Raw genomic sequence first — 21,192 nt, 5'->3', positions numbered from 1 at the left:
GCAGGAATGAAACAGCCACTCGAACCGCAGGAGATACCCCCCGGCTGCCCCGCGCACGGGAACGTCCAGATGTACGGCCCCTCGTTCGGAGCCGACCCCGACGGCCACTACGCACAGCTGCGCCGCTTCGGTCTCAGCGCGCCCGTGGACATCGCCCCCGACGTCCAGGCCGAGCTCGTCACGAGCTACGACGCCGCTCTGTACGTCCTGCAGAACCCCGCCTCCTTCGTGCGTGACTCCCGCCGCTGGAACGCCCTCAACGAAGGGCGCGTCCCGGCCGACAGCCCGGCACTGCCCATGATGGGATACCGCCCCAACGCGCTCTTCAGTGACGGTGCGGCACATGCCCGACTGCGCCGGTCCGTCACCGACAGTCTCGCGACGATCAACGAGCACCGGCTCATCAGGCAGACACAGCAGTCCGCCAACTACTTGATCAGCCAGTTCAGCACCGACATCCGCGGCCAGGCGGAGCTGATGGCCGAGTACGCCCAGCCGCTGCCCCTGCTGGTCTTCAGCGAGCTGTTCGGCTGCCCGCCCGAGATCGGCGACCGCGTGATCGCCGGGATCAGCGGCATCTTCGAGGGAACCCCCGGGGCCGATGAGGTGCTCGGCGGGGCGCTCACCGAGCTGATCGCCCTCAAGCGGCGGCGCCCGACGGACGATCTGACAACGCGCCTGATGGAGCACTCGGCCCAGTTGAGCGACGAGGAGGTGCTGCACCAGCTGGTCACCCTGCTCTCCGGCGGCACCGCGCCGCTGGCCGCGGCCATCGGCACCAGTAGCGCCCTGTACCTCGGAGAGGACTGGCAGGTCGGCCTCCCGGTCGAGGACGCGGTCTCCCAGACCCTCTGGAACTACGCGCCGATCGCCAACTACGCGGCTCACTACCCGACTCACGACGTCGAGCTCGGCGGCAGGACGATCCGGGCCAACGACCCGGTCCTCATCTCGTTCGCCGCGGCCAACACGGACCCGAAGCTGACCGAACACCGCGAACAGCTCAGTGCCAAGGCGCACTTGGCGTTCGGCGCGGGCCCGCATGCCTGCCCCGCCAAGGACCCGGCCTTCATGATCGCCGTGACGGCCGTCGAGGCGCTGCTCAACCAGCTTCCCGACGTCGAGCTGCGCGTCCCGTTCAAGGCGCTCACCTGGGCGCCGAGCCCGTGGAGCCGCTCGCTGGTCACCCTCCCGATCCGCTTCACCCCGAGGACCGTCCCCCAGGCGGCCGGGTCGGACGCGGGCCAGATGCCCCAGCAGCAGGCAGCCGCCTCCTCGCCCTCCGCCTCCGGACCCTCGCGTACGAACGCCGGTTTCGCGCCACAGCCCAAGGGCGGCCTGTTCAGCCGCTTCCTGGCGTGGACCAGGGGCGAGTGAGGCAAGTGTGATTCTCGTAACCTCCTGAGTACTCAGTGGTAGTGGATGCCCTAGTGATCATGTGGGTATGCATGGCGGCTCATTCTCAGAAAGGAGCCGCCGTCATGGGGGTTGCCACAACTCCGTCGTATGACCGCCGGGCGTCCGCCTCCCTCTTCTCCCGTCTTCGGACGGCCGGAGGGCAGGCCGACCCCTTCCCGATATACGACGAACTCCTCTCGCGGGGCGAGGTGGTGCCCGCCCCGTGGGGAGGCTTCGCCGTGACGGGCTTCGCCGCCTGCGACCAGGTTCTGCGCAGCCGCCAATGGCTGGAGCCCGACAGGGAGTGGCGGGAGCGCCAGGGAGCCGGGACACGCTGGAACGCGCCCTCCTCGCGCGAGATGAGCAACACGCTCGCCGCCCTCAACTCCCCGGACCACACCAAGGTGCGACGGGCGGCGGGCACCTTCGACCGGACCACCGTGGAGCGCATCGGCCGCAATGTGAACCGGTCCGCGGATCGGCTCCTCGACGCCTTCACGGAGCGAATACGCACCGGCGAGGCGGACTTCTCGGAGCTTGTCTGCGAGGAGCTGCCGGTGGCCGCCATAGGTGAATGGCTCGGGCTGCCACAGGCCGACTGGTCCAGACTCAGGCAGTTGACACATGATCAGGTCTTCACCCAGGAGCTGCTGCCGTCGGCCAGCCAACTGGCCTTGTCCGACGCGGCCACGGCCGAACTCCGCACCTATTTCACGGACCTGGTGCGCGAGAGGCGCTCCCACCCCGGTGACGACCCCATCACCCGGTGGATCCAGACGTGGGACGGGATCGAGCCCGACCGGGACAAGGCCGAAGAGGCCGTCTACTTCCTGGTGCTGTTCGTCCTGCTGGCCGCCCTGGAAACCACAGCGACCCTCCTCTCGACGATGACGCTCCGGCTCGTCGAAAGCCCGGAACGCTGGGACATGGTCGCCGACAACCCGGACCTCGTACCCGGGTTCGTGGAGGAAACGCTCCGCTACGACCCGCCCACCCACGTGATCAGCAGGGTCGCATCGCAGGACTCCGTGCTGGGAGGCATCGAGATCCGCCGCGACGAGATGGTCCACCTGATGATCGGCGCCGCGCACCGGGACCCAGCCAGGCACAAGGACCCGGACCGGTTCGACCCCGCACGCACCCCCGACCACCTCGCGTTCAGCGGCGGCATCCACTACTGCCTCGGCGCGCCGCTGGCCCGCCTCGAGGCCCAGACCCTCCTGCGCCAACTGATCCGGCGCCTTCCGCGCCTCACCCTCGTACGCCCCCCGTCGATGGCGCCCCGTGTGGCCTTCCGTCGCCTGCTGAACCTGGACGTAGCACTCGCATGACCGAATCGACCCCCGCCCCCGCACACGCCCGGACCGCTCCCAAGGCGATACGCACCGAGCAGGACGGCCCCGTACTGCACGTCCGCCTCAACCCCTGGGGGCAGGAGGACACGTTGGGCGCCGCAGTCCTCGACGACCTCATCACCCTGCTCGACGACCTCCACGAGAGACCCGACGTCCGGATCCTGACGCTCTCGTCACTGGGTACGGACTTCTGCCTGGGCGCCGATCGCAACGAGTACCAGGAGGCACTGGCCGCCGATCCGTCCGGAGCGGGCCTGCGGCGCATCGCCGACAAGGCGCACCGCCTGTGCCAGGCCCTGGAGAACACCCACGCGGTCACCATCGCCCGGCTGCACGGGCGGGTCATCGGCGCGGGTCTCGCGCTCGCCTCCTTCTGCGATCTGCGCGCCGGTGCCGACACCAGCCGCTTCCGCATGCCGGAGGTCGGCATAGGACTGCCGCCGGCGTGGGGCGGGGCGATGGGACGCCTGGTCTCCGAGGCCGGCACCTCCAGGATTCGCGAGCTCATGCTCACCTGCGAGGCCTTCGACGCCGACACGGCCCACCGGATCGGCCTGCTCCACCGGACCGCCCCACTCGACCAGCTGGACAAGGTGATCGATTCCTGGACCAGGCCCCTCGTGCGGCGCTCGCCCGAAGCGCTCGTCCTGACCAAGCGGATGCTGGCCGGCTACGCACGGGCGGACAGGACGGCCGACGTCTCCCTGCTCGACTCCCATCTCCTGGCAGCCACGCTCCACCAGCACGCAAGGGGCTGATCCCGCAGGCCCACGCGGGCGTCCGGCCCGCCACGGGCCGCCGAGGCAGGGGGCCGGCCGGGTGCCCGGCGCGCGTGGCGGGCACGGTCCGCGCGGCGGGGTTCCCGACCGCTCACCATCGGGTCGGACACCTCGCGCCGGGGGATGCGGGCGCAGTGCCGGCCGCCGAGCTGCGGCGGACCCGCAAGCGGTCACCTCGTGCGTACCGGCGCCCTCAGGCTGACGCTCCAGACGTCGCCGTGTCCCGCGTGGTAGCCGCGCTCCTCCTCCTCGTCGTCCACGACGATCACGGAGACGCCGGACGCCGCCGCCCGGTATGCGAGGAAGCCGCCCTGGTCGGTGACCGTGAGTTCCGGGGCTCCGGGGACGCGTGCGAGTTCGTCCCGGACGTCCTTCCAGGCGATGTGTCGGGGGAACTCGACCCCCGTGGTCCGGGCCCACTCCTTCGCCGCCTCGTGCCCGGACGCGAGCCGGTGCAGCTCGAGGGACCAGCCGGACACCGCCCACTCGCCGCCGGGGCTGAAGCAGAACTCGACGAATCCGTAGTCGCGGTGCACCGACTGGCCGCCCTCGCCGATGACGTCGGCGAAGCGGTGGTGGATCGCCCGGTCGACCTCTCCGAAGGTGGAGCCGATACCGATCCCGTGCAGGCGTCCGGTCCTGAGGAGCGAGGCGAGGAATTCGATGCCGGTCACGGCCAGTTCTCCCATGTGTCGGTCAGGGCTTGTTTTCCGCCGGGGCATGGCCGAGGGAGGGGACCGGTGCCGGGCTCCTGTCCCCTCCCGGGGCGGCGCAGGGGTCGCCGCCGGTTCAGCGGGCGATCAGCAGCCGCTGGTGTGCCAGCGGCAGGCCGTGATCAGCGCGGCGGCGTGCTCCTCGCCACGGGCGTCCTCGGTACGGAGGTCCTCGGGCAGGACCTGGAGGGCATCGATGTCGAGCTCCGCCATGGCGGTCTCCTTCTGTGCGAATGGATCTGCGGGGAACGCCGGACCCGGACGGGCCCGGCAGCCGGTGGCCGACGGCCGCCGGAGACTCAGGGGAGGGCGGGTTCGCCCTCGGGCAGCCAGGCTCTCGGGCCGCCGTACCGCAGGCGCAGCAGCAGCGAGAGGCTCCCGGCCAGACCGGTGGCGTACTCGGCCAGTACGGTCTTGCGGTTCTCGTCGGGCACGAGCAGCCGGCCGTCGCGCAGCACCGCCTGGGCCGCCATGTGCTCGACGAGCAGCTCGGCTCCGGCCCGGTGGCGTGCGTCGCCCGTCAGCTCGGCGGCGTCGAGCAGGAACTCGGCGTTGCCCGCGAGCCCGTGGCAGGTGGCGGCCGAGTCGGTCACCCTGCCCGCCCGGACGGCGGCGGCCGCGCCCTCCACCAGGCCGGCCAGGCCCTCGTCCCGGGTGCCGGTGACCGAATGGAGACGGACCAGGAAGGTGCCCGCTCCGGAGGAGCCGCTGCACCAGTGCCGGGCCAGGTCCGGGGAGTCCGACAGGTGCCGGGCCCGGTCCACCGGCCACAGGGTGCCCGCCGGTCCGCGGCGGGCGGCCTGGGCGAGGGTCGCCCCCGCCTCCACGGCCGCCGCGCGTAGCCGCTCGTCGCCCGTGGCCTGCCCGGCGAGGAGCAGGAAGGTGGCGACCCCGGCCACGCCGTGCGCGAATCCGTAGTGCCAGGCGCCCGCCAGACCGGAGTCGAAGTCCTCGGGAACCGGCCAGAAGACGCCCTCGGGCGTACGCCGAGCCGCTGCCAGCAGCCCTTCGGCGGCGTGCGCGGCACGGTCGAGGAAGCGCGGGTCCCCGGTGGCGCGCCAGAAGTTCAGCTGGGTCAGGCCGGCGCCGGCCGCTCCGTGGCAGACATCGGGGTTGGGCCACTCCACGGGCAGTGCCAGGGCGAGCGCGACGGCGCGTTCGGTGAGCGCCGGGTCCTCCAGCGCCCGGGCGGCGTCGAGCAGGGCCCAGGCCGTGCCCGAACGGCCGAAGTGGAGTCCGGGCAGGTTCCCGGGCAGTGCCTCCTGCCGGTCCGCCGTCCAGACCGCGGCCGCACGCAGTCCCGTACGCAGGGCCTCCGGGGTGACCTTCGGCCCGTACGGGGACCCGTACGAGGTTCCGTAGGGCAACCCGGCCGCGAGGTCGTCGGCGTGGCGCAAGGCCCGGGCGAGCACGCTCACCCCGCCCGCCGAACCGTGCTGGAGGGCCACCGGGTCGCACGTCTCGCCGAAGGAGTCCGCGGCCCAGAGCCGGTCGGGGTCCGCCGGACGCATGGTGGCCAGCAGGTGGGCGATGCCGTCGTGCAGCAGCCTTGCGCGCAGCTCCGCCGCTCCGGTGGGCCCCGCGGCCCCCGCGGACCCCGAGGTGCCGGCGCGTGCGGCAGGCGCCGCCGGTGCCGCGCCGCCGGTGAGGGCCGCCCGGGCCCGCTCCAGGGTCCAGCGGTCCGCGGGCGCGTCCCGCATCAGCCCCCGGACCAGCGGCCCGAACCGCCGTACGAGCGGCTGGTCGCGGGCCAGCAGGTCCAGGAGCCCGGCCAGTCGCTCCTCGTCCGGGCGGGCCCCCGCCGCGGGCCGGTCCGCCGCGAAGAGCGGATCGGCGCCGGTGAGGGTGTGCAGGATGGTGGCGCCCAGGGCGTAGAGGTCCACGCCGGGCCCGAACGCGGGGGCCACCGGGTCGGCGGCGCGCAGTTCGGGGGCGGTGTAGCCGGGGGTGGCGCCGAGCACCCAGCGTTCGCCCTCCCGGGCGGCCATCTCCAGGTCGATCAGCCGAAGCCGCCCGTCGGGGGTGACCATGACGTTGTTGGGATTGAAGTCGTGCAGGGTGAGGCCGAGTCCGTGGGCGGCGCCGACCAGGTCGAGCAGCTGCCGGACGAGGGATTCGGCGGTGTCCTCGGGGCAGGCGGCGCCCTCCCGGACCAGCCGCTCGGCGACGGTCCGGCGCAGGGTCGCCCCGGGCACCGACTCGGCGACGAGGAAGGCGCTGCCCTGCTGCTCGAACAGCTCGACGAGCCGGGGAACCAGGTCGGGGAACCGCTTGCCGAAGCGTTCCAGCAGTGCCGCCTCCCGGCGCAGCAGGTCCCGTACGTCCAGCCCTTCGAGTCCCGCGCCCACATGGGGACGGGCCTGTTTGACGACCACCCGGGCGCCGGTGGCGGTGTCCTCCGCCCGGAACACGCCCCCTTTGTTGGAGTGCTGGATCGCGCCGCGTACGAGGTAGCGCTCGTGCAGCAGCACCGGCTTCGCGGTGGCCGCGCTGCGGGCCGGAGCGAGCGGGCGGCCCGGGAAGGGGTCGCCCGCCCAGGACGGCGGGCTGTACCAGGCGTTGCGCTCGTCGGGGACTCGCCGGCCCTCGGGGTCGGTCAGGCGGGCGGCGAAGGCACCGTCGGCGGTGAGTTCGGGGTCTGCCGCGAACACCCCGTAGCGGTAGTAGACCTGACTGTCCGGCAGATACCGGCGGTCGGAGAGCACCGCGGGACCGGGCAGCCCCACGGTGGCCCGGTGCAACTCCTCGGCGAGCAGCCGGAACTGCGCGTCGTCCGCCGGGTAGACCGTCATGAACTTGCCGCCGCCGCCGCGGGCGAAGCGCCCCGAGACCAGCGCGGCGACCCGTGCGGGGCTCGCCGCGAACTTGAACGGCACCCGGTGGGCGGTCAGCACCTCGGCGGCCCGGGCCAGCACCAGCGGGGCCGAGAGCGGGGTTGCCGAGACGTGGAGCTTCCACCCCTGGGTGCGGCGGACGGCATCCCCCGGCCGTACGTGGCACCAGAACTCGCCGGGCTCCACGGCCCAGTCCCCCGCCGCCCCGGGCCGGCCGGCCCCGGCCCGCGCGAGGACGGCGCGTACCAGGTCGGGCAGCAGCGCCAGGTCCGCGGGACCCTCGGCGCGGGTCCGCCGGGGCCCGGTGGAGGACCGGGACGGCGTCTCGGGCAGTGATGACACGCGCTACGACCTCGCAATTCGGGCTTCGGGGTTCGGACTTCGGCTTCGGACGGCGCAACCAAGGATGCGGCGGACGGGAGGAACCGGCGGGCCCTAGTGGAGCGGCCGGATGTAGCCGTCGCCCCAGCTCGTGTCGAGGATTTCCCCGGCGAGGACCGCGGTCGCCCCGCCCTGCGCACCCCCGTGGTGCACGGCTGCCGCCCCCGGCCCTGTCTCCGGTTCGGCGGCGACGGAGGCTCCGCCGGCCAGCAGGACCGCGAGGAGGAGCAGACAGCGGAGGGCTCGGGACATGGGGCGGCTCCTGGATGGGGAGAGTGTGGACCGGGCGGCGAACGCCCGCGTCGGGCGGTTCACGCCCTGTGTCGGGATATCGGCCTGATGGGGTGTGGTGTGACCCGGCCGGAACTCAAGGCTCATACGGGTGCGCCTCGTTGGTCCAGCCTTGTGAGCTGGCAATAGCCTGCATGGCACGGAAGTAGCACGGCCGCATTGCGGGGGAAATCATGACCATCCACACAAACTCCATGGAACTGCCGCGGTTGGACGCCCGGGCGGTTGCGGTCTTCGCGTACGCGCTGTCGCAGGGCAGCCTCAAGAGGTGCCCGCCCGACGTGCCCGAAGCCCTCGGGCTGAGCCCGGAGGACCTCGAAGGGGCCTGCCGCACCCTGCTGTTGCTCCGGCTGCTGCGCCCGGCACCCGACAGCCCCGAGGAGCTGATACCGGTCAGTCCGGACGCGGCCGCGGCCGAGGCGGTCGGCCCGCTGGAGGCCCGGGTCGCCCAGGCCGCCGCGCACGCCCAGTCCGTACGCGAGGACCTGCGCTCCCTGATGCCCCACTACCGCGCCGCCCAACGCGAACGCGACCACCGGCAGGGTGTGGACGTACTGCCCGATCTCGCGGCCGCGTCGGCGATGCTCACCCAGGAGTCCGCCCGCTGCCGGGAGGAGGTGTTCAGCATCCAGCCGGGGGGCGGCCGGGCCCCGCACCGCCTCGGGGACGCCATCGAACGGGACCTCGCGATGCTGCGCCGCGGGGTCGTGATGCGCACCCTCTACCAGCACTCGGCGCGCGCCAGCCTCTCCACCCAGGGGTACGTGGAGACCCTCACGAAGGCCGGCGCCGAGTACCGTACCGCCGCCGAACTGCCCGACCGTGCGGTGGTGTTCGACCGCTCGGTGGCCTTCCTGCCCCGGCGTGCCGACGGCGGCCCGGGCGAGGGGGCGGTACTGGTCCGGGACCCGGACGTGGTGGCGTACCTGTGCCGGGTCTTCGACCAGCACTGGTCCGGCGCGACCCCGTTCCACGGCAGCAGCGAGGCCGCGTACAAGGAGGTCGGCCCGAGCCTGCGCCGGGCGCTGGTCGGGCTGCTGGCCGAGGGCGCCAAGGACGAGGTGATCGCCCGGCGGATGGGCATGTCCCTGCGCACCTGCCGCCGCCACATCGCGGACCTGCTGGAGGAGCTCGGCGCGGAGAGCCGGTTCCAGGGCGGCGCCCTCGCCGAACGCGCCGGACTCACCACGCCGGAATAGGCGCGGCCGGGCAGCCGGTCAGGACGCGGCGGCATCGCCTGCGCCGTCGTCCGTACGGGTTCGGCGTGCGGCGGCGAAGGTGACCGCACCGGCGGCCAGCAGCAGGCCCGCGCCGCCGAGCAGCCACAGGTCGGGACGGGCTCCGGTCTCGGGGAGCGCGCCCTGCGGTGTGGAGTCGGTGGCACCGGACGCGGTCCGGTCGGCTGCCGGTGCGCCGGGAGCGGCCGCCGTACCGGCGGGGCCTGTGGCCCCGGGCGCGGCCTGGCCCGTGTCCGTCCCGGTCCCGGCTCCGACCCCGACCCCGGTCCCGGTCCCGGCTCCGGCTCCGGCTCCGGCTCCGGTGATGCGGAACGATGCCAGGACGTTGTTCTGCCCCGCCTCCGGCGTGCACCGCGCGTCGATCCTGCCCGGGTAGACGACACGGCCCCTCGCGTCCTTGAGGGCGAGATGCGCGACGAGGTCGCCGACGGTGATCCGCGCGCTGCCCGTCTGTCTGAAGGTGAGCGACGGTGCGGAGCCGGACGTCTCGACGCGGAAGGACCCGGCCGCCGGGATGCGTGCCTTCACTTCGACCGGCACACTCACCCGGCTGTCCCCCTCCGGGGCCGCCACGCGGGCCTGCGCCTCCACCGTGCCCTCGACGCTCGTCACACCGATCCCGCCCAGCGCCCTTGCGGCATCCGCGGGCACCGGCACCGTAGCGCTGACGGGAAAGGCCGGGGTGGGCTTTCCCGCCTCGGCCGACGCGGGAAAGTCCGAGTGGATCTGCACCGTGACCGGCAGATTCCCGATCAACCCGGTCGAGCACGTGTACCGCAGGGTGAGCGACACCGGGTCCGCGGCGGCGGGTCCGGTTCCCGAGAGCCCCAGGACCCCGCCCGCAACCGCTGCGACCGCCGCCAGTCGAAGCGGGCCGCGTGGCACCGGAGGGTTCTGGATGTGCTTGCCCGTTCTCATGCCGGCCCCCGTCAGGGTGTGGTGATCTCTCGGACGAATGCGCCAGGCAGCGGTGATGCGCCGGTCGAGGCCGGCCCGGCCCGTCACCGGCCCGCCGGACCGGCCTGGGCCAGGTGGTCCTGGAGTTGAGCGTGCCGGAACTGATAGACCGCGCCGGCCTGGCGCAGTACGTCCCGCTCGCACGCGTCGTCGAGGAAAGCGACCAGCCGCCAGGGCAACCGTCCGGTGAGTGGAAGCCAGATGCGCGCGAGGGCCACCCACTGGCCCCAGGCGGTGAAAGCGAGTCCGTACGCGAGTCCGCCCGCGAAGGCGGCTTCGATCCCGAAGGCGAGCCCCACCAGGAGTCCCCACCCGGGCCCGGCCGTGAACGCGTTGGCGCATGCGGCTCCCGTCCCGAACACGAGGGCCCACACCAGCATATGGAAGAGCACGTTCCGGCGGTCTTGGCCGAGCAGCTCCGAGGAGCTGACACCCGATCTGATGTCGACGGGAACCTCCAGCCAGGCCGTGATCCCGAACACCGACCCGACCCCGAGCCCCAGCCCGGGCACGAACACGAGGCCCCCCACGAGCCCGCCGTCCAGGCCGTCCCCGAGTCCCAGGGACTCGACCACGACCCTGTCCAGGAACAGGAGCACGAGCGCGGCCAGGACCCCGCACCCGAGCCCCAGCCGGAACCTGGGGAGGACCCCCGTACGCCTGTGCCCGGCCCTGCCGAAGACCTGGATGCGGACGCGCGACGGCTCTGCCGCGCCCTGCGACACGAATCCGTACACGAGCCCGAAGAACAGTCCGTTCACGAGCGCGTGCAGGAGCCCGACCACGAGCCCCCGTACGAGCGCGAACCCGAGCCCGAACGGTGTCGCGATCAGGTCCACGGGAACGTTCCCGACGGCGGTGGTCACCCCGAGGGCCAGTGCGGCCAGGAATCCGATCACGAGCACGCGCGAGGAGCGGCTCATGGTGGTGCCCAGCTGCCACCAGGCGAGGTCACGTGCCGGAACGCCCGTGCCCGCCCGGCCCAGTCGGTCCAGGTGCACGGCGAGGTAGCCGAGCCACTGCTGCGCACGGTCGGGGTTCCAGTCCTGCCGCCGCCGACGACGGTGGCCGTCGCCGTCGGTGGGCGAGGGCTCGTAGGCGGCCGGGGTGAACGCGGCCAGGAGATGCCTCTGCAGGTCCTCCGGGGAGGCGAACGCGGCGGTGTCCAGGAGCCGTACGGGGTCGGACCCGGGGGCGTCGCTGTAGACGGCACGGGCCATGGCGACCATCAGCGGGGTGACGAGCACCCCGGCCAGGTTCTCCGCGCCCGGGCTGCGCCGTTGCCCGCGCAGTTCGTCCAGGACGGGTTCCCACACGGTGCTGCGCGTACCGCCGTCCGTACCGGGACGGCTGGTGAGCGGCAGGTAGAGGGCGACGTCGTGCAAGGTCAGGTCGGTCAGCTCGACGACGGCGGCCTTCGGGAACGGGCGGGTCTCCACGGCCTCGGCGTACTCCCCGGGCCGGCTGGTGAGGAGCAGCGGGGTGGTGGTGCGGTCGATCTCCTTGAGCGCTGCGCGCTGCAGACCGCCGGCGATCTCGTCGAACCCGTCCATGACGGGCAGGATCCAGCCGGTGTCGACCAGCGCGCCGGCCAGGTTCCCTCCGTGTGCGGCGGGAGCGGCGAGGCCGTGGTCGCGTACCAGCTGGTGGCACATCCAGTCGCGCAGGGAGACGATGGTCGGGTCCCACGATCCCAGACTGAAGATCACCGGTACGGGCTCGTCCGGCGTACGGGCGTCCAGCCAGTCGAGGACGAAGCGCAGGGTCAGGATCGTCTTGCCCGCCCCGGCCCCGCCGAGCACCACCAGCCGGCGGGACGGGATGGACCGGTACACCTCCACGATCCGGTCGATGCGGCCGGCCAGTGCGAGCGGCTCCGGATCCGCCCCGGGTGGCGCGTCGCGGATCTTGGCCCAGTGGTCGAGCAGGCGCGCGTCGGCATTGCGGAAGCGCACGGGGAGCGGGAACGGGTCGTGCACGTGCCGCCGCCGCTCCTCCTTCCGCCATTGTCCCGCCACCCTGGAGGCGAGCAGCCCGGCCGCCTCCCGCAGCTCCGGCGCACCGGGGAGCGGCGCTGCACGGGGAAGCTCCTCCAGCCCGCCGGGATCCGGCGGCAACCCGATCAACGAGCTCAGTTCGCCGATCTCCTGCGGACCCATCTGTCGGTACCAGCGGTCCACCGGGCTCGCCGCGAGCGTGCCGAGCCCGTCGGAGCGGTAGTGCCTGGTGATGACTCCGATCACGTACCCGCCGCTCCACACCGGGGCCCCGGACATGCCCTCCCAAGGCGAACGGCCCCGCTCGGGGTCGTACTCCGGGGAAGACCTCAGGGTCATCTCCAGACTGCCCTCACGCTGGTTCGACAACGGGGTGGTCTCACCGCGCGCGTGGTGGGAATCCCGATACGTCACGGCCGTACCGCCGCCCGGCGACGCCGCCGCGGCCCGCAGTCTGAACCTCGGGAATCCCAGCGCTTCGCACTCCACCGGCTTGGAGACCCGGGCGAACCGAACCGGCGCGACCGCAGCACCCGCCGGGCTGCCCGCGCCCGGGACGCCGGCGCCTGCGTCCGCGAGGGCGATCAGCGCGACGTCCGCATCGGAGTTCACCCAGAACGGCCTGCCCTGCACCTCCCGCGTGCCGCCGTCCTCGGTGAGGAAGCGCACCTGCACCGTCGCCGCGCCGCACGCCACGTGCGCGGCGGTGAGCACCACGTTCCCGGTCACCTGGTAGCCCGACCCGCGCCCTCCGGCGCCCGCGCCGCACGTGGTGACGACCTGGACCGCCCGCCGCCGGTCGAGCCCGTCCGGTTCCGCCGCCCCGCCCACGACGGCGCTCACTGCTCGTGCGCGTCGGCGCGGCCGGAGATGAACGGCGGTTGGCCGGCCCCCGCCAAGGCCGGCCGCAGCACCAGTGAGATGCGCTGGGCGGAGACGGCGCTCACCGCCGCCTGAGCACCGGACTCCACCACCCAGAACCGCACTTTCGCCCCCGCCTGCCCCGACCGCTCCAGCGCGACCGACAGCTCCAACTCGATCGGTCCCAGCTCGAAGCGCAGCGCCTCGCCCTCGCCCGCGGCGATCGCCCGGCCCAGCTCCTCCCGTAGATCCCTGATCACGCTCGTCAACTCGATCACACCGTGCCCCTTGCGCTCCCTGGCTTCACAGCCGTTCTCCGTCGCATCTCTGCCACCATGACCGGACACGCTGCAGAGCAGATGAAATTCCGATGATGTGCGAAAGCGGGGCTTCTCCATGGACAGCGAACCTCCCGGGCAGCTCCGGATCGCGGTGCTCGGGCCGTTACGGGCGTCCCGGGGCGGAGCACCGCTGGATCTGGGGCCGGTCAAACGGCAGGCCGTACTGGCGGCGTTGCTGCTCAGCCGCGGCGCCCTGGTGAGCCATGAGCAGCTGATGCACGGAGTGTGGGGGTCGGAGCCACCCGGATCCGGCCACAAAGTGCTGGCCAGTCACGTCAACCCGCTGCGCCGGGCGCTCGACGCGGAGGGCACCCGCCATACGGAGTCGGTGATCCGCAGCGGAAAGGGCTGGTACCGCTTCGTCGTCGACGGGGTCCGGCTCGATGTGGCGGACCTGACCGAGCGCGGCGTCGAGGCGCGGCGCACGAAGGCATCCGGCGAGCTGGCCCGGGCCGTCGACCAGTTGTCCGCGGCGCTCGCACTGTTCCGGGGCGAACCCCTGGCCGGCCTGCCGGGGTTGTTCGCGCAGGCCGAGCGGGAGCGGCTGCAGGAGCGCCGGCGAGGGCTCCGGCTGGACAGACTCGAGTGCCTGGTCCTGCTCGGCCGGTTCGGTGACGCCCTGGACGACCTCACGGTCCTGTCCCCGTCCGACCGGTACGACGAGTCGCTGCTGGCGCTGCGGATGCGGGCCCTGTACGGCTGTGACCGCCAGGCGGAAGCGCTGAACGCCTATCAGGGCCTGCGCGTACGGCTGCGTGACGAGCTCGGCGTCGATCCGGGGGAAGAGCTCCACCGGCTGTACGAAGCGGTGCTGCGCCGCGACGACGAACACCTGCTCGGTCCGGCCGGTGCGCGCTCCACGGCACCTGCCGCCCGGGCCCGGCCCCGCCGCACCGTCAACGAACTGCCGGGCGACGCCGGCCGTCTCGTCGGCCGGGAGGCCGAGATCGCGCAGCTGACCGAGTCCTACGCGCCCGGATCCGTGTCGATCGTGACGGTCGACGGCACGGCCGGTGTCGGCAAGACCGCGCTCGTCGTACGCGCGGCCCGTGAGCTCAGCGAAAGGTACCCGGACGGCAGCCTGTTCGTGGACCTGCGCGCGCACAGCACACAGCGGCGCCAGACCCCCGAGCAGGCACTGCAGCGCCTGCTGCGCTCCCTGGGCGCGGCCAAGGGCGAGTTGCCGAGCGACCTCGACGAGCTCACCGCCGCCTGGCGCGCGGCGACCAGCCCGCTGCGGCTGCTCCTCGTGCTGGACGACGTCCTGGACGCCGACCAGGTGCGACCGCTGCTGCCCGCGGGAGCGGGCAGCAGGGTGCTGGTGGCCGGTCGCCGACGGCTGCCGGAACTGGACGCCGACCGACGGGTCACGCTGGAGCCGCTGAGGAGCGGGGGCGCGGTGCTGCTGATCACGGACCTCATCGGGGAGGAGCGCGCGAGCCGCGAGCCGGAGGCGACGCGCCGGCTGGCCGGGCTGTGCGACGGGCTGCCGCTGGCGCTGCGCATCGCCGGGTCCCGGCTGCAGAACCGCCATACCTGGACGGTGGAGTACCTGGTGGGCCGCATGGCGGGCGACGAACGCCGACTCGGCGAACTGAGCATCGGGGACCGCAGCGTCGAGGCGGCCTTCCGGCTGTCGTACGACCAGCTCGCACCCGACCAGCAGCTCGGATTCCGTGCCCTGGGCCAGTCACCGACGGTCGAGTTCGATGTGCTGGCGCCGTCGGCCATGCTCGGCCGGCCGCCCCACGACACCGAGCGGATCCTGGAAAGCCTGGTCGACGCGAACCTCCTGCAACAGCCGCGGCCGGGCCGCTACCGATTGCACGATCTGGTCCGCGTGCACGCGCGGCGCCTCGCGGAAGCCCTGCCCGGCGAGGCCGCCGTCATGCGCACGGCCGCGCTGCGCCTTTACCTGGACGCCGCCCGGATCGCCAGTGACTGGGGCCTCCCCACCGGTTTCCCCACCGGACCCCAGCCCTCCGGAGCGCCGTTCGCCCACTGGAAGGACGCGGAGATCTGGCTGGACGCGGCCGGTGGAGAGCTCGTCGACGTCGTCGGACACGCCGTGGCCCTCGGCGAGGTCGACCACGCGTGCTGGATCGCCGAGGCGCTGGTCGACTACTTCACCCGGCAGGGCCGCTACCACGAGTCCCAGACCGCTCTCGAGATCGCACTCGCGCACGTGGACGGGGCCACCGATCCGCGGATGGCGCTCGCCCTGCGGAACTGCCTCGCCTACACCGGCGTGTACCAGCGCCGGTACGCGCAGTCGCGGACCGTGTTCACCGAGGCGCTCCACCTCAGCCGGCGCTGCCCCGACCCGGCCGAAGAGACCCGGGCCCTCATCGGGCTGGCATCCGTCGACGTGAGCGTGGGCGAGGCCGACCAGGCGATCTCCCGTGTCACCGAGGGGCTGGCCGTGTCCCGGCGGCCGCACAACGACTGGATCGCCGCGATCGGATTCGTGATCCAGGGCCTCGCCCACCAGTACAGGGGACGGAACGAGGAGGCGCTTGCCTCCTTCGCCGAGGCCCGCACCCACGCCGACGGGAGCCGCAGACCGCGCATGCTCGGCAGGGTCCTGAGCTTCGCCGCCGAGATCCACCTCCGCCGCGGCCGGTACGCCGAGGCCAAGAGCCTGCTCCGGCAGGCGGTCGACCTGGTCGAGGAGGCCGGGGACGTCTTCCTCTGCGCGTGCAGCCTGACCCGGCTGGGCACGGCGGAGCAGGGCGCGGGGGATCCGGGCGCGGCCGTGGCCCTCCACCACCAGGCCCTGATCCAGCACCAGCTGCTCTCCCCGCTCACCGAACCCGCGTACGACTGGCTGGAGATGGACATCCGCTCGCGGCTGGGTCGCTCGTACCTGGCGATGGGCCGCATCCACGAGGCGCTCGGGCAGTTCCGGGCCGTACTCGAGGTGGCGGACGCCCGTGGACACCGCTGACCGCGCGCCGGCGGCTACCCCTTCGCGCTCCTGCCGGTGGTCGTGATCCGGTCGAGGACCGCTGTGTAGAGGGGGCGTTTGTCGGGGCGGGTGTGCGCGGCGGCGTGCCTGAGGGCGGGGATCGCCGGTTCGCCCCAGGTGACGAGGGCCTCGGTGGCGGTCTTGCGGATGGTGGGGTGGGGGTGCTCCAGCATCGCGGTTATCGCGGGGATGGCGGGTGGCCAGGCCGCGTGGCCGAGGGTCCGGATCGCCGCGCGGACGAGGTCCGGCTGGGGGTCGGCCAGCAGGAGCGACGTGTGGTGCAGGTAGGTCTGACGGTCCAGCAGGGCCCGCGAGGTGCGGTGGGCGTGCAGCCGGACCTTGGGCCTGGGGTGACGCAGCAACTCGCCGATCAGGTCGCGCAGGCCGGGGTCCTGGTCGGCGGAGCCGGTGTGCCGTTCGGTGAGTTGTCCGAGTGCCTGGTGGATCGCCGCGGGGTCGCCGGTGCGGGCCAGGCTGAACAGCTTCTGGCGGGACCGGAGGGGTGAGGTGTCCGGCGGGGTGGGCGGGGTGCGGTCGCGGAGTGCTGCCAGGGCGGCGGCGTCCTGCCGGGCGGAGTCCGGGCGGCGCAGCGGACCTTCCACGAGGAGCAGTCCGTCCGCGAGGGCGTCGCGTCCTTCGGCGCGCAGCCGCCGGCAGGTCCGCGTCAGTGCGGGGGTGCGCAGCAGGGAGCGTCCGGAGAGCAGGTCGAGGAATCCCCAGGCGCCGGCGTCGAGTCGGTCGGCGAGGTGTTCCGCCAGTGCGTCGGCGGGGAACCGGAGCAGCGCCCGTCCGGCTGCGGAGCTGCTGGACGGCGGGTCGTGCTCCCACCACTCCAGCAGCAGCGGGACGAGCGGTTCCAGGTCCCACGGGTCGAGCCGGGCCGCCGCGAGCGCGACCCTGTCGTGCAGGACGCCGTCCGCGCGGAGTTCGCTCTCGCCGATGGCACTCAGACTGCGGGCGAGGCCTGCGCTGACGGGTACGTCGATGCGGCCTCGCAGGAACGCCCGGAGCACGGGAACCGCGGCCTCGGGCTCGGGCCACTCCAGGAGCGCCAGGGCCGCGGCGTGCCGGCGGTCCGGGGCGGATGCCTGCAGCATGGCCAGCAGGCGCTCCCGCAGGGCGGTCGAACGGGGCTGGTCGAGGTCGTCGGCGTGCACGGTCCGCGGCCGCGGCGCCGCCGCGCGGGTGGTCTCGGCGAGGGTCCAGGGTGGTGCGTCCAGGGGCTGGATGTCGGTCATCCAGTCGAGGAGGGCGGCGCGGACCTCGGAGCCTGCAGTGGCGTAGACGTCGATCAGCGCGGTCAGCCGGTCCCTGGAGTCCGGGACGTCGTCGTGATGGAGGGGCTGGAGGGACTGGCGGGACTGGAGGGGCTGGAGGGGGAGCCGGCGGAAATCCTCCAGGGCCTCCGGTGTGCGTGCGGCCGCATCCAGCGCCGTTCGCCACCCCTCGGCCTCGGCCGGCGTGGAGGGCGGGGCGGCGAACGCGTCCCGCAGTACGGCGGTTTCGGCCTGCCGGGGGTTGGCGTCCAGCCGGGCCGAGGCGAGTGCCCGGTCGAGGTCGGCGCGGACCAGCACCGCATCGAGGCTGCGGAGCAGGGGCAGCGTGGACCGGTTTCCTGCGGGTACGGGGGGCAGCGCGCGTACCGCTTCGACGACAGTCGGCTTCTCGGCCGCCGGCAGGGTCGGTGCGACGGCTTCGAGCACGGCGATGAGGTCGCGGCGGTCTCCGGCCGCTGCCTTGGCGAGGGCGTCGAGGAGGACCGGGGTGGACCGGGAGAAGGCCGCCAGTTCCCCGGCGGTCCACGGCGCGGGGCAGAGCCGGAGCGTGAGCCGCAGGACGCGGCCCCGGGCGGCGGGTTCGGAGCCGGCCAGGCGGAGCCAGTCCGCCAGCAGGGGGCGCAGGGCCCGCAGCCGGGTGGGGTGCGGCAGCTCGTGCCGTTCGGCGATGCGCAGGGCGGCCGACGGGTTCCAGGCCCCGGCCGTCAGCGAGTCGGCGTCGGGATCCGCTCCGGTCGCGCCCGCCGACCGCGGCGGGGCGGGCGCGGTGATCCCGTGCCTGGCCATGGCCGTCGACAGGTCTTCGGCCGTTCCGGCGGCGAGGCCGACCCGGCCGGCCGCCACCAGGGCGAGCAGGGTCGGTGCGACCCGTGACGCCTGGTCGTCCAGGGCGAGGACCGAGCGGGCCGGCAGGGTGCGGTCGAGGCCTTGGAGCAGCAGTTCGCGGGCGCGGGCGTCTTCGCCGTGTTCGGCGGCGGCTAGGACGGTCGCCGGGTACGCGCCGCCGAGGATGGCGCGCAGCGCCTCGACGAGCCTGGTGCGCAGGCCCGGGTTGTCGTGGTGGCCGAGCCAGAAGAGCAGTGCCGGTACCGCCGTGGGCGTGCCCGCGTGGACCAGTACTTGGGCGGCGGTCTTCTTGATGTTCATGTTCGGATGGCCGAGACATCCGGCGATCGCGGCGGAGGCCCAGCGGGCCCGCGCGTGACCGAGGGCGAGCAGCGCCTGCCGAACGGTCTGGATGTCCTGGGCGGCGGTCAGCGCGATCAGGGTCGCCGACAACGCCTGCGCGTCGTTCCCCGTGGCGTCGCGGGCGAGCAACGCGATCACGTGCTTGCGCACGTGCCGGTCGCGGTGCCGCAGCAGGCGGTGCGTCCGGGCACGGGTGCGCGGAGAGGGGGCCCGGAGCAGGAGTTCGAGCAGGATCGCCTGCTCGCCGCTCGACAGTCCCGGCCGGTCGAGCAGATCCAGCGCCATGGACGCGACGAGTGCGTGTCCGGCCTCTCGTCCGGTTGCCGCGTCGAGCAGGCAGGACGGCCTGATCCGTCCCCGCTCGTGGAGACGGCGGCCCAGACCGTGCACGGCGTCCAGGATCTCCTGGGGCACCACGGGCTCCCCCGCCGGCTGTCCGTTCGCGGGGTGCGGGGGGACCGCGCCCGGCTCCGAGGAGGCAGCCAGCTCGGCCACGACGCGCAGGAGCAGGTCCGCGATGACCGGCAGCGTGCCGGCGCTGCCGTGGGCTGCCAGTCTGCACAGTGCCGCGACCGGCTCGTCCGGGTCCAGGTGGGAGGTGAGCAGGGCCAGTTCCTGCTCGTCCGGGCCACCGAGATCCGACGCGATGCGGGCCGGCAGATCGGAGGGATCGAGCCGGAAGAGGAGGGCACGCCGCCGGGACGGATCGTCGGTCAGATGCCACAGCACCTCAAGGGCGCGGTTGCGCACCGCGCGGAGATGCGGCGCGATCACGGCCGCGCCCTCCTCCGCGGCGAGGCCGAGCCCTTCCCCCAGCGCGGTCACCGTCCGGTGCCCGCCGATGGCCTCCAGAGCGTCCAGGGCCGGCGCGGGCGCCGACGGCAGGAGGGCGATCACCGCGTCCTCGGCCGGCGCATGGCGCAACGCACGGATCGCGTCGAGGAACGGCCCCGGCACAGGAGCCGAGGGCAGCACCTGTGTGATCGCTTCCCCGATCGGGAGCTCCCCCGCCCCCTGTCCGGCCAGGGCGACCAGCAGCGCGAGCCGCCGCGGCCAGCTCGGATCGCCGGCGTCGGCGTCGGCGTCCACCAGCTCACGGAACATCGCCTGACGGCAGGTGAACAGGATCGTCGCGACCTCGTGGGCCGCAATCGTGTGATCGGCCAGGGCCAGGCCGATGACGGACGGGACGTGCGCACCGTCCGGGAAGTGCCCGCGCCGGTGGAGCCCCCGCAGGCACGTCACCGCCGGCCCGCCGAACAGCAACGGGTCCCTTGCGGCGACGGCCGTCAACGCGCCGATGTCGCCGCGGTCCGCCAGGTCACCGAGCAGTTCCATCGCGCGCCGGCGAAGACCCGGCGGCAGCTCCGGATCGTCGACGACCTGCCACAGCAGACCACCGTGCCCGTGCCGGGCCGCGGCCGCGAGTGCGGCATCGGCCGCCCCGGGGCGTGCGATCACGGACTCGGCGGCGAGGAAGGGAGACAGACGTTCCGGCGGCACGGGGTCCAACGCCGTCCACGGTTCGCCGAGTTCACCCAGCGCGGCGGCGACGACGTCGGCGCTGCCGGCACCGAGCAGTCTCCACACGTGGGCGCGAACCAGTACGGGAGCCAGCAGACCGGCGTGCAGCCCCTGCCGGGCCAGCCGCAGGGCCGCGGCCTGCAACACCGGGTCGCCGCTGTCCACCAGCTCCTCGACGAGCCGCTCGGGGCGGTGCGCGCACGGGGCGGTCGCTTCCTGTACGGCCTGGTACAGCAGTTCGCCCCGAGGCTCCGTCCGGATCACGGCCGGCTCGTTCAGGAGCTCGGCGCGCAGCCAGGCGATCCGTACGCGCACCGGCAGCTCGGCCGTACGCCATGACGGCCGGCGGAGCCCCGGGAGGTACGGCGCCAGTCGTTCGTAGAGCCGCGCCAGCACGAGCGCCGTTTCCGGCGGTCCCTCCACCGACGCGGGCAGCAGCCCCGCGAGCTCGGCCATCTCGGACTCGTCGCCCGTCCGGCCCGACGTGACGCGCTCGGTGAGCAGGACCAGCCCCAGGTACCGCAGGCGGGGATCCTCGTGCCGGATGAGACGTCCGAAGACGGCCGGCGGGCAGAGCTGCGCGTCGAGATGGCCGGCGAGCCGGCCGACGTCCGCCCGGCGCACCGCATCGTGGAAGGGCTTGTCCGTGGGCGTCGTCATCGTCGGATGCTAACCGGGACGTTCCCGGCCCCACCAGCAGGATTCGCTCGATGCAGCCCGGGGAGCGAGAGGGGACGTCTCCCGCCTCCCCGGTCCACAGGACATCCGGCGCCGTTGCTCGGTACGCTCAACTCAACCCGCTGGTTGCGTAGTTGCCGATCGAGCGTGAGGGGCTGCGGAGGGCCGAGGCATGGAGGGCGCCCGGAGGTGAGGGGACTCGGGGGACCTCCCCGGTCCGCGCATCACCCTCTTTCGAAAGGCGCTCTATGGAACTGGCAGGTTGGGTCACCGTTGCCGTGACCTCGGTCGCGGGAGGTGTTGCCGTCGTAGGACATCTCTTCGACCAGGTACCGGCACTGTCCCAGAAGATGATCACGGCGATTCGCTCTGTTCGCGCAGTACGCGATGAAGTCAAGCGGAGCGGCGCCGA

Annotated in this window: 13 protein-coding genes; 5 read left to right on the top strand and 8 right to left on the bottom strand. The window is 73.5% G+C overall.

The window, feature by feature from the left end; translation table 11 throughout:
- Positions 1-6 precede the first annotated feature (6 nt).
- The 3 genes from OG472_RS33875 (at position 7) to OG472_RS33865 (ending at position 3,511) form a co-directional block, all read left to right on the top strand.
- Positions 7-1,377, top strand: a complete 1,371-nt coding sequence (locus OG472_RS33875; protein WP_405832699.1) for a cytochrome P450 — start codon at positions 7-9, stop codon at positions 1,375-1,377.
- 104 nt (positions 1,378-1,481) lie between these two features.
- Positions 1,482-2,729, top strand: coding sequence for a cytochrome P450 (locus OG472_RS33870; RefSeq protein ID WP_405832697.1), 1,248 nt, complete (start codon positions 1,482-1,484; stop codon positions 2,727-2,729).
- Entirely contained in the window at positions 2,726-3,511 is a 786-nt protein-coding gene (locus OG472_RS33865) for an enoyl-CoA hydratase/isomerase family protein (protein WP_405832695.1), read from the top strand. The genes OG472_RS33870 and OG472_RS33865 overlap by 4 nt, the downstream gene beginning before the upstream one ends.
- Positions 3,512-3,702: 191 nt before the next feature.
- Here OG472_RS33865 and OG472_RS33860 read toward each other — a convergent pair whose 3' ends face one another.
- The 4 genes from OG472_RS33860 to OG472_RS33845 all read right to left on the bottom strand — a co-directional run bounded on the left by OG472_RS33860 (position 3,703) and on the right by OG472_RS33845 (position 7,712).
- The gene (locus OG472_RS33860) at positions 3,703-4,206 is read right to left on the bottom strand and encodes a hypothetical protein (RefSeq protein ID WP_405832693.1); all 504 of its coding nucleotides are present in this window, start codon (positions 4,204-4,206) and stop codon (positions 3,703-3,705) included.
- A gap of 126 nt (positions 4,207-4,332) precedes the next feature.
- Entirely contained in the window at positions 4,333-4,458 is a 126-nt protein-coding gene (locus tag OG472_RS33855; RefSeq protein ID WP_405832691.1) for an ALQxL family class IV lanthipeptide, read from the bottom strand.
- 86 nt (positions 4,459-4,544) lie between these two features.
- A complete protein-coding gene (gene lanL / locus OG472_RS33850; RefSeq protein WP_405942367.1) occupies positions 4,545-7,421 on the bottom strand; it encodes a class IV lanthionine synthetase LanL in 2,877 nt (958 codons plus the stop codon).
- Positions 7,422-7,514: 93 nt separating this feature from the next.
- Positions 7,515-7,712 (bottom strand): hypothetical protein, encoded by a 198-nt coding sequence (locus tag OG472_RS33845; protein WP_401612367.1) that lies wholly within the window; start codon positions 7,710-7,712, stop codon positions 7,515-7,517.
- Positions 7,713-7,924: 212 nt separating this feature from the next.
- Between OG472_RS33845 and OG472_RS33840 the strand changes: the two genes are divergently transcribed.
- Positions 7,925-8,950 carry a hypothetical protein gene (locus tag OG472_RS33840; protein WP_405832687.1) on the top strand — a complete coding sequence of 342 codons (1,026 nt, stop codon included), beginning with the start codon at positions 7,925-7,927 and terminating at the stop codon, positions 8,948-8,950.
- Between the two features lie 18 nt (positions 8,951-8,968).
- On the opposite strand, the gene OG472_RS33835 is transcribed toward OG472_RS33840, so the two are convergent.
- The 3 genes from OG472_RS33835 to OG472_RS33825 form a co-directional block, all read right to left on the bottom strand.
- On the bottom strand, positions 8,969-9,907 hold the full coding sequence (locus OG472_RS33835) for a DUF6801 domain-containing protein (protein WP_405832686.1): 939 nt from the start codon (positions 9,905-9,907) through the stop codon (positions 8,969-8,971).
- A gap of 83 nt (positions 9,908-9,990) precedes the next feature.
- Positions 9,991-12,786 (bottom strand): trypsin-like peptidase domain-containing protein, encoded by a 2,796-nt coding sequence (locus OG472_RS33830; RefSeq protein WP_405942366.1) that lies wholly within the window; start codon positions 12,784-12,786, stop codon positions 9,991-9,993.
- Positions 12,783-13,202, bottom strand: a complete 420-nt coding sequence (locus tag OG472_RS33825) for a trypco2 family protein (RefSeq protein ID WP_401612379.1) — start codon at positions 13,200-13,202, stop codon at positions 12,783-12,785. The genes OG472_RS33830 and OG472_RS33825 overlap by 4 nt, the downstream gene beginning before the upstream one ends.
- Between OG472_RS33825 and OG472_RS33820 the strand changes: the two genes are divergently transcribed.
- Positions 13,201-16,092: a BTAD domain-containing putative transcriptional regulator gene (locus OG472_RS33820; protein WP_405832681.1), complete on the top strand. Its 2,892-nt coding sequence runs from the start codon at positions 13,201-13,203 to the stop codon at positions 16,090-16,092. The two genes, OG472_RS33825 and OG472_RS33820, sit on opposite strands and share 2 nt — an antisense overlap.
- Positions 16,093-16,106: 14 nt before the next feature.
- Here the strand turns inward: OG472_RS33820 and OG472_RS33815 are convergent, their stop codons facing one another.
- Positions 16,107-20,762 carry a HEAT repeat domain-containing protein gene (locus OG472_RS33815; protein WP_405942365.1) on the bottom strand — a complete coding sequence of 1,552 codons (4,656 nt, stop codon included), beginning with the start codon at positions 20,760-20,762 and terminating at the stop codon, positions 16,107-16,109.
- Positions 20,763-21,192 lie beyond the last annotated feature (430 nt).

Origin of the sequence: Streptomyces sp. NBC_00207 (assembly GCF_045160965.1) — a bacterium.
In the GTDB taxonomy this organism is placed as follows: Bacteria; Actinomycetota; Actinomycetes; order Streptomycetales; family Streptomycetaceae; genus Streptomyces.
The sequence above is the reverse complement of the archived record's forward strand: the minus strand, read 5'-3'. Positions and strand labels throughout refer to the sequence as shown.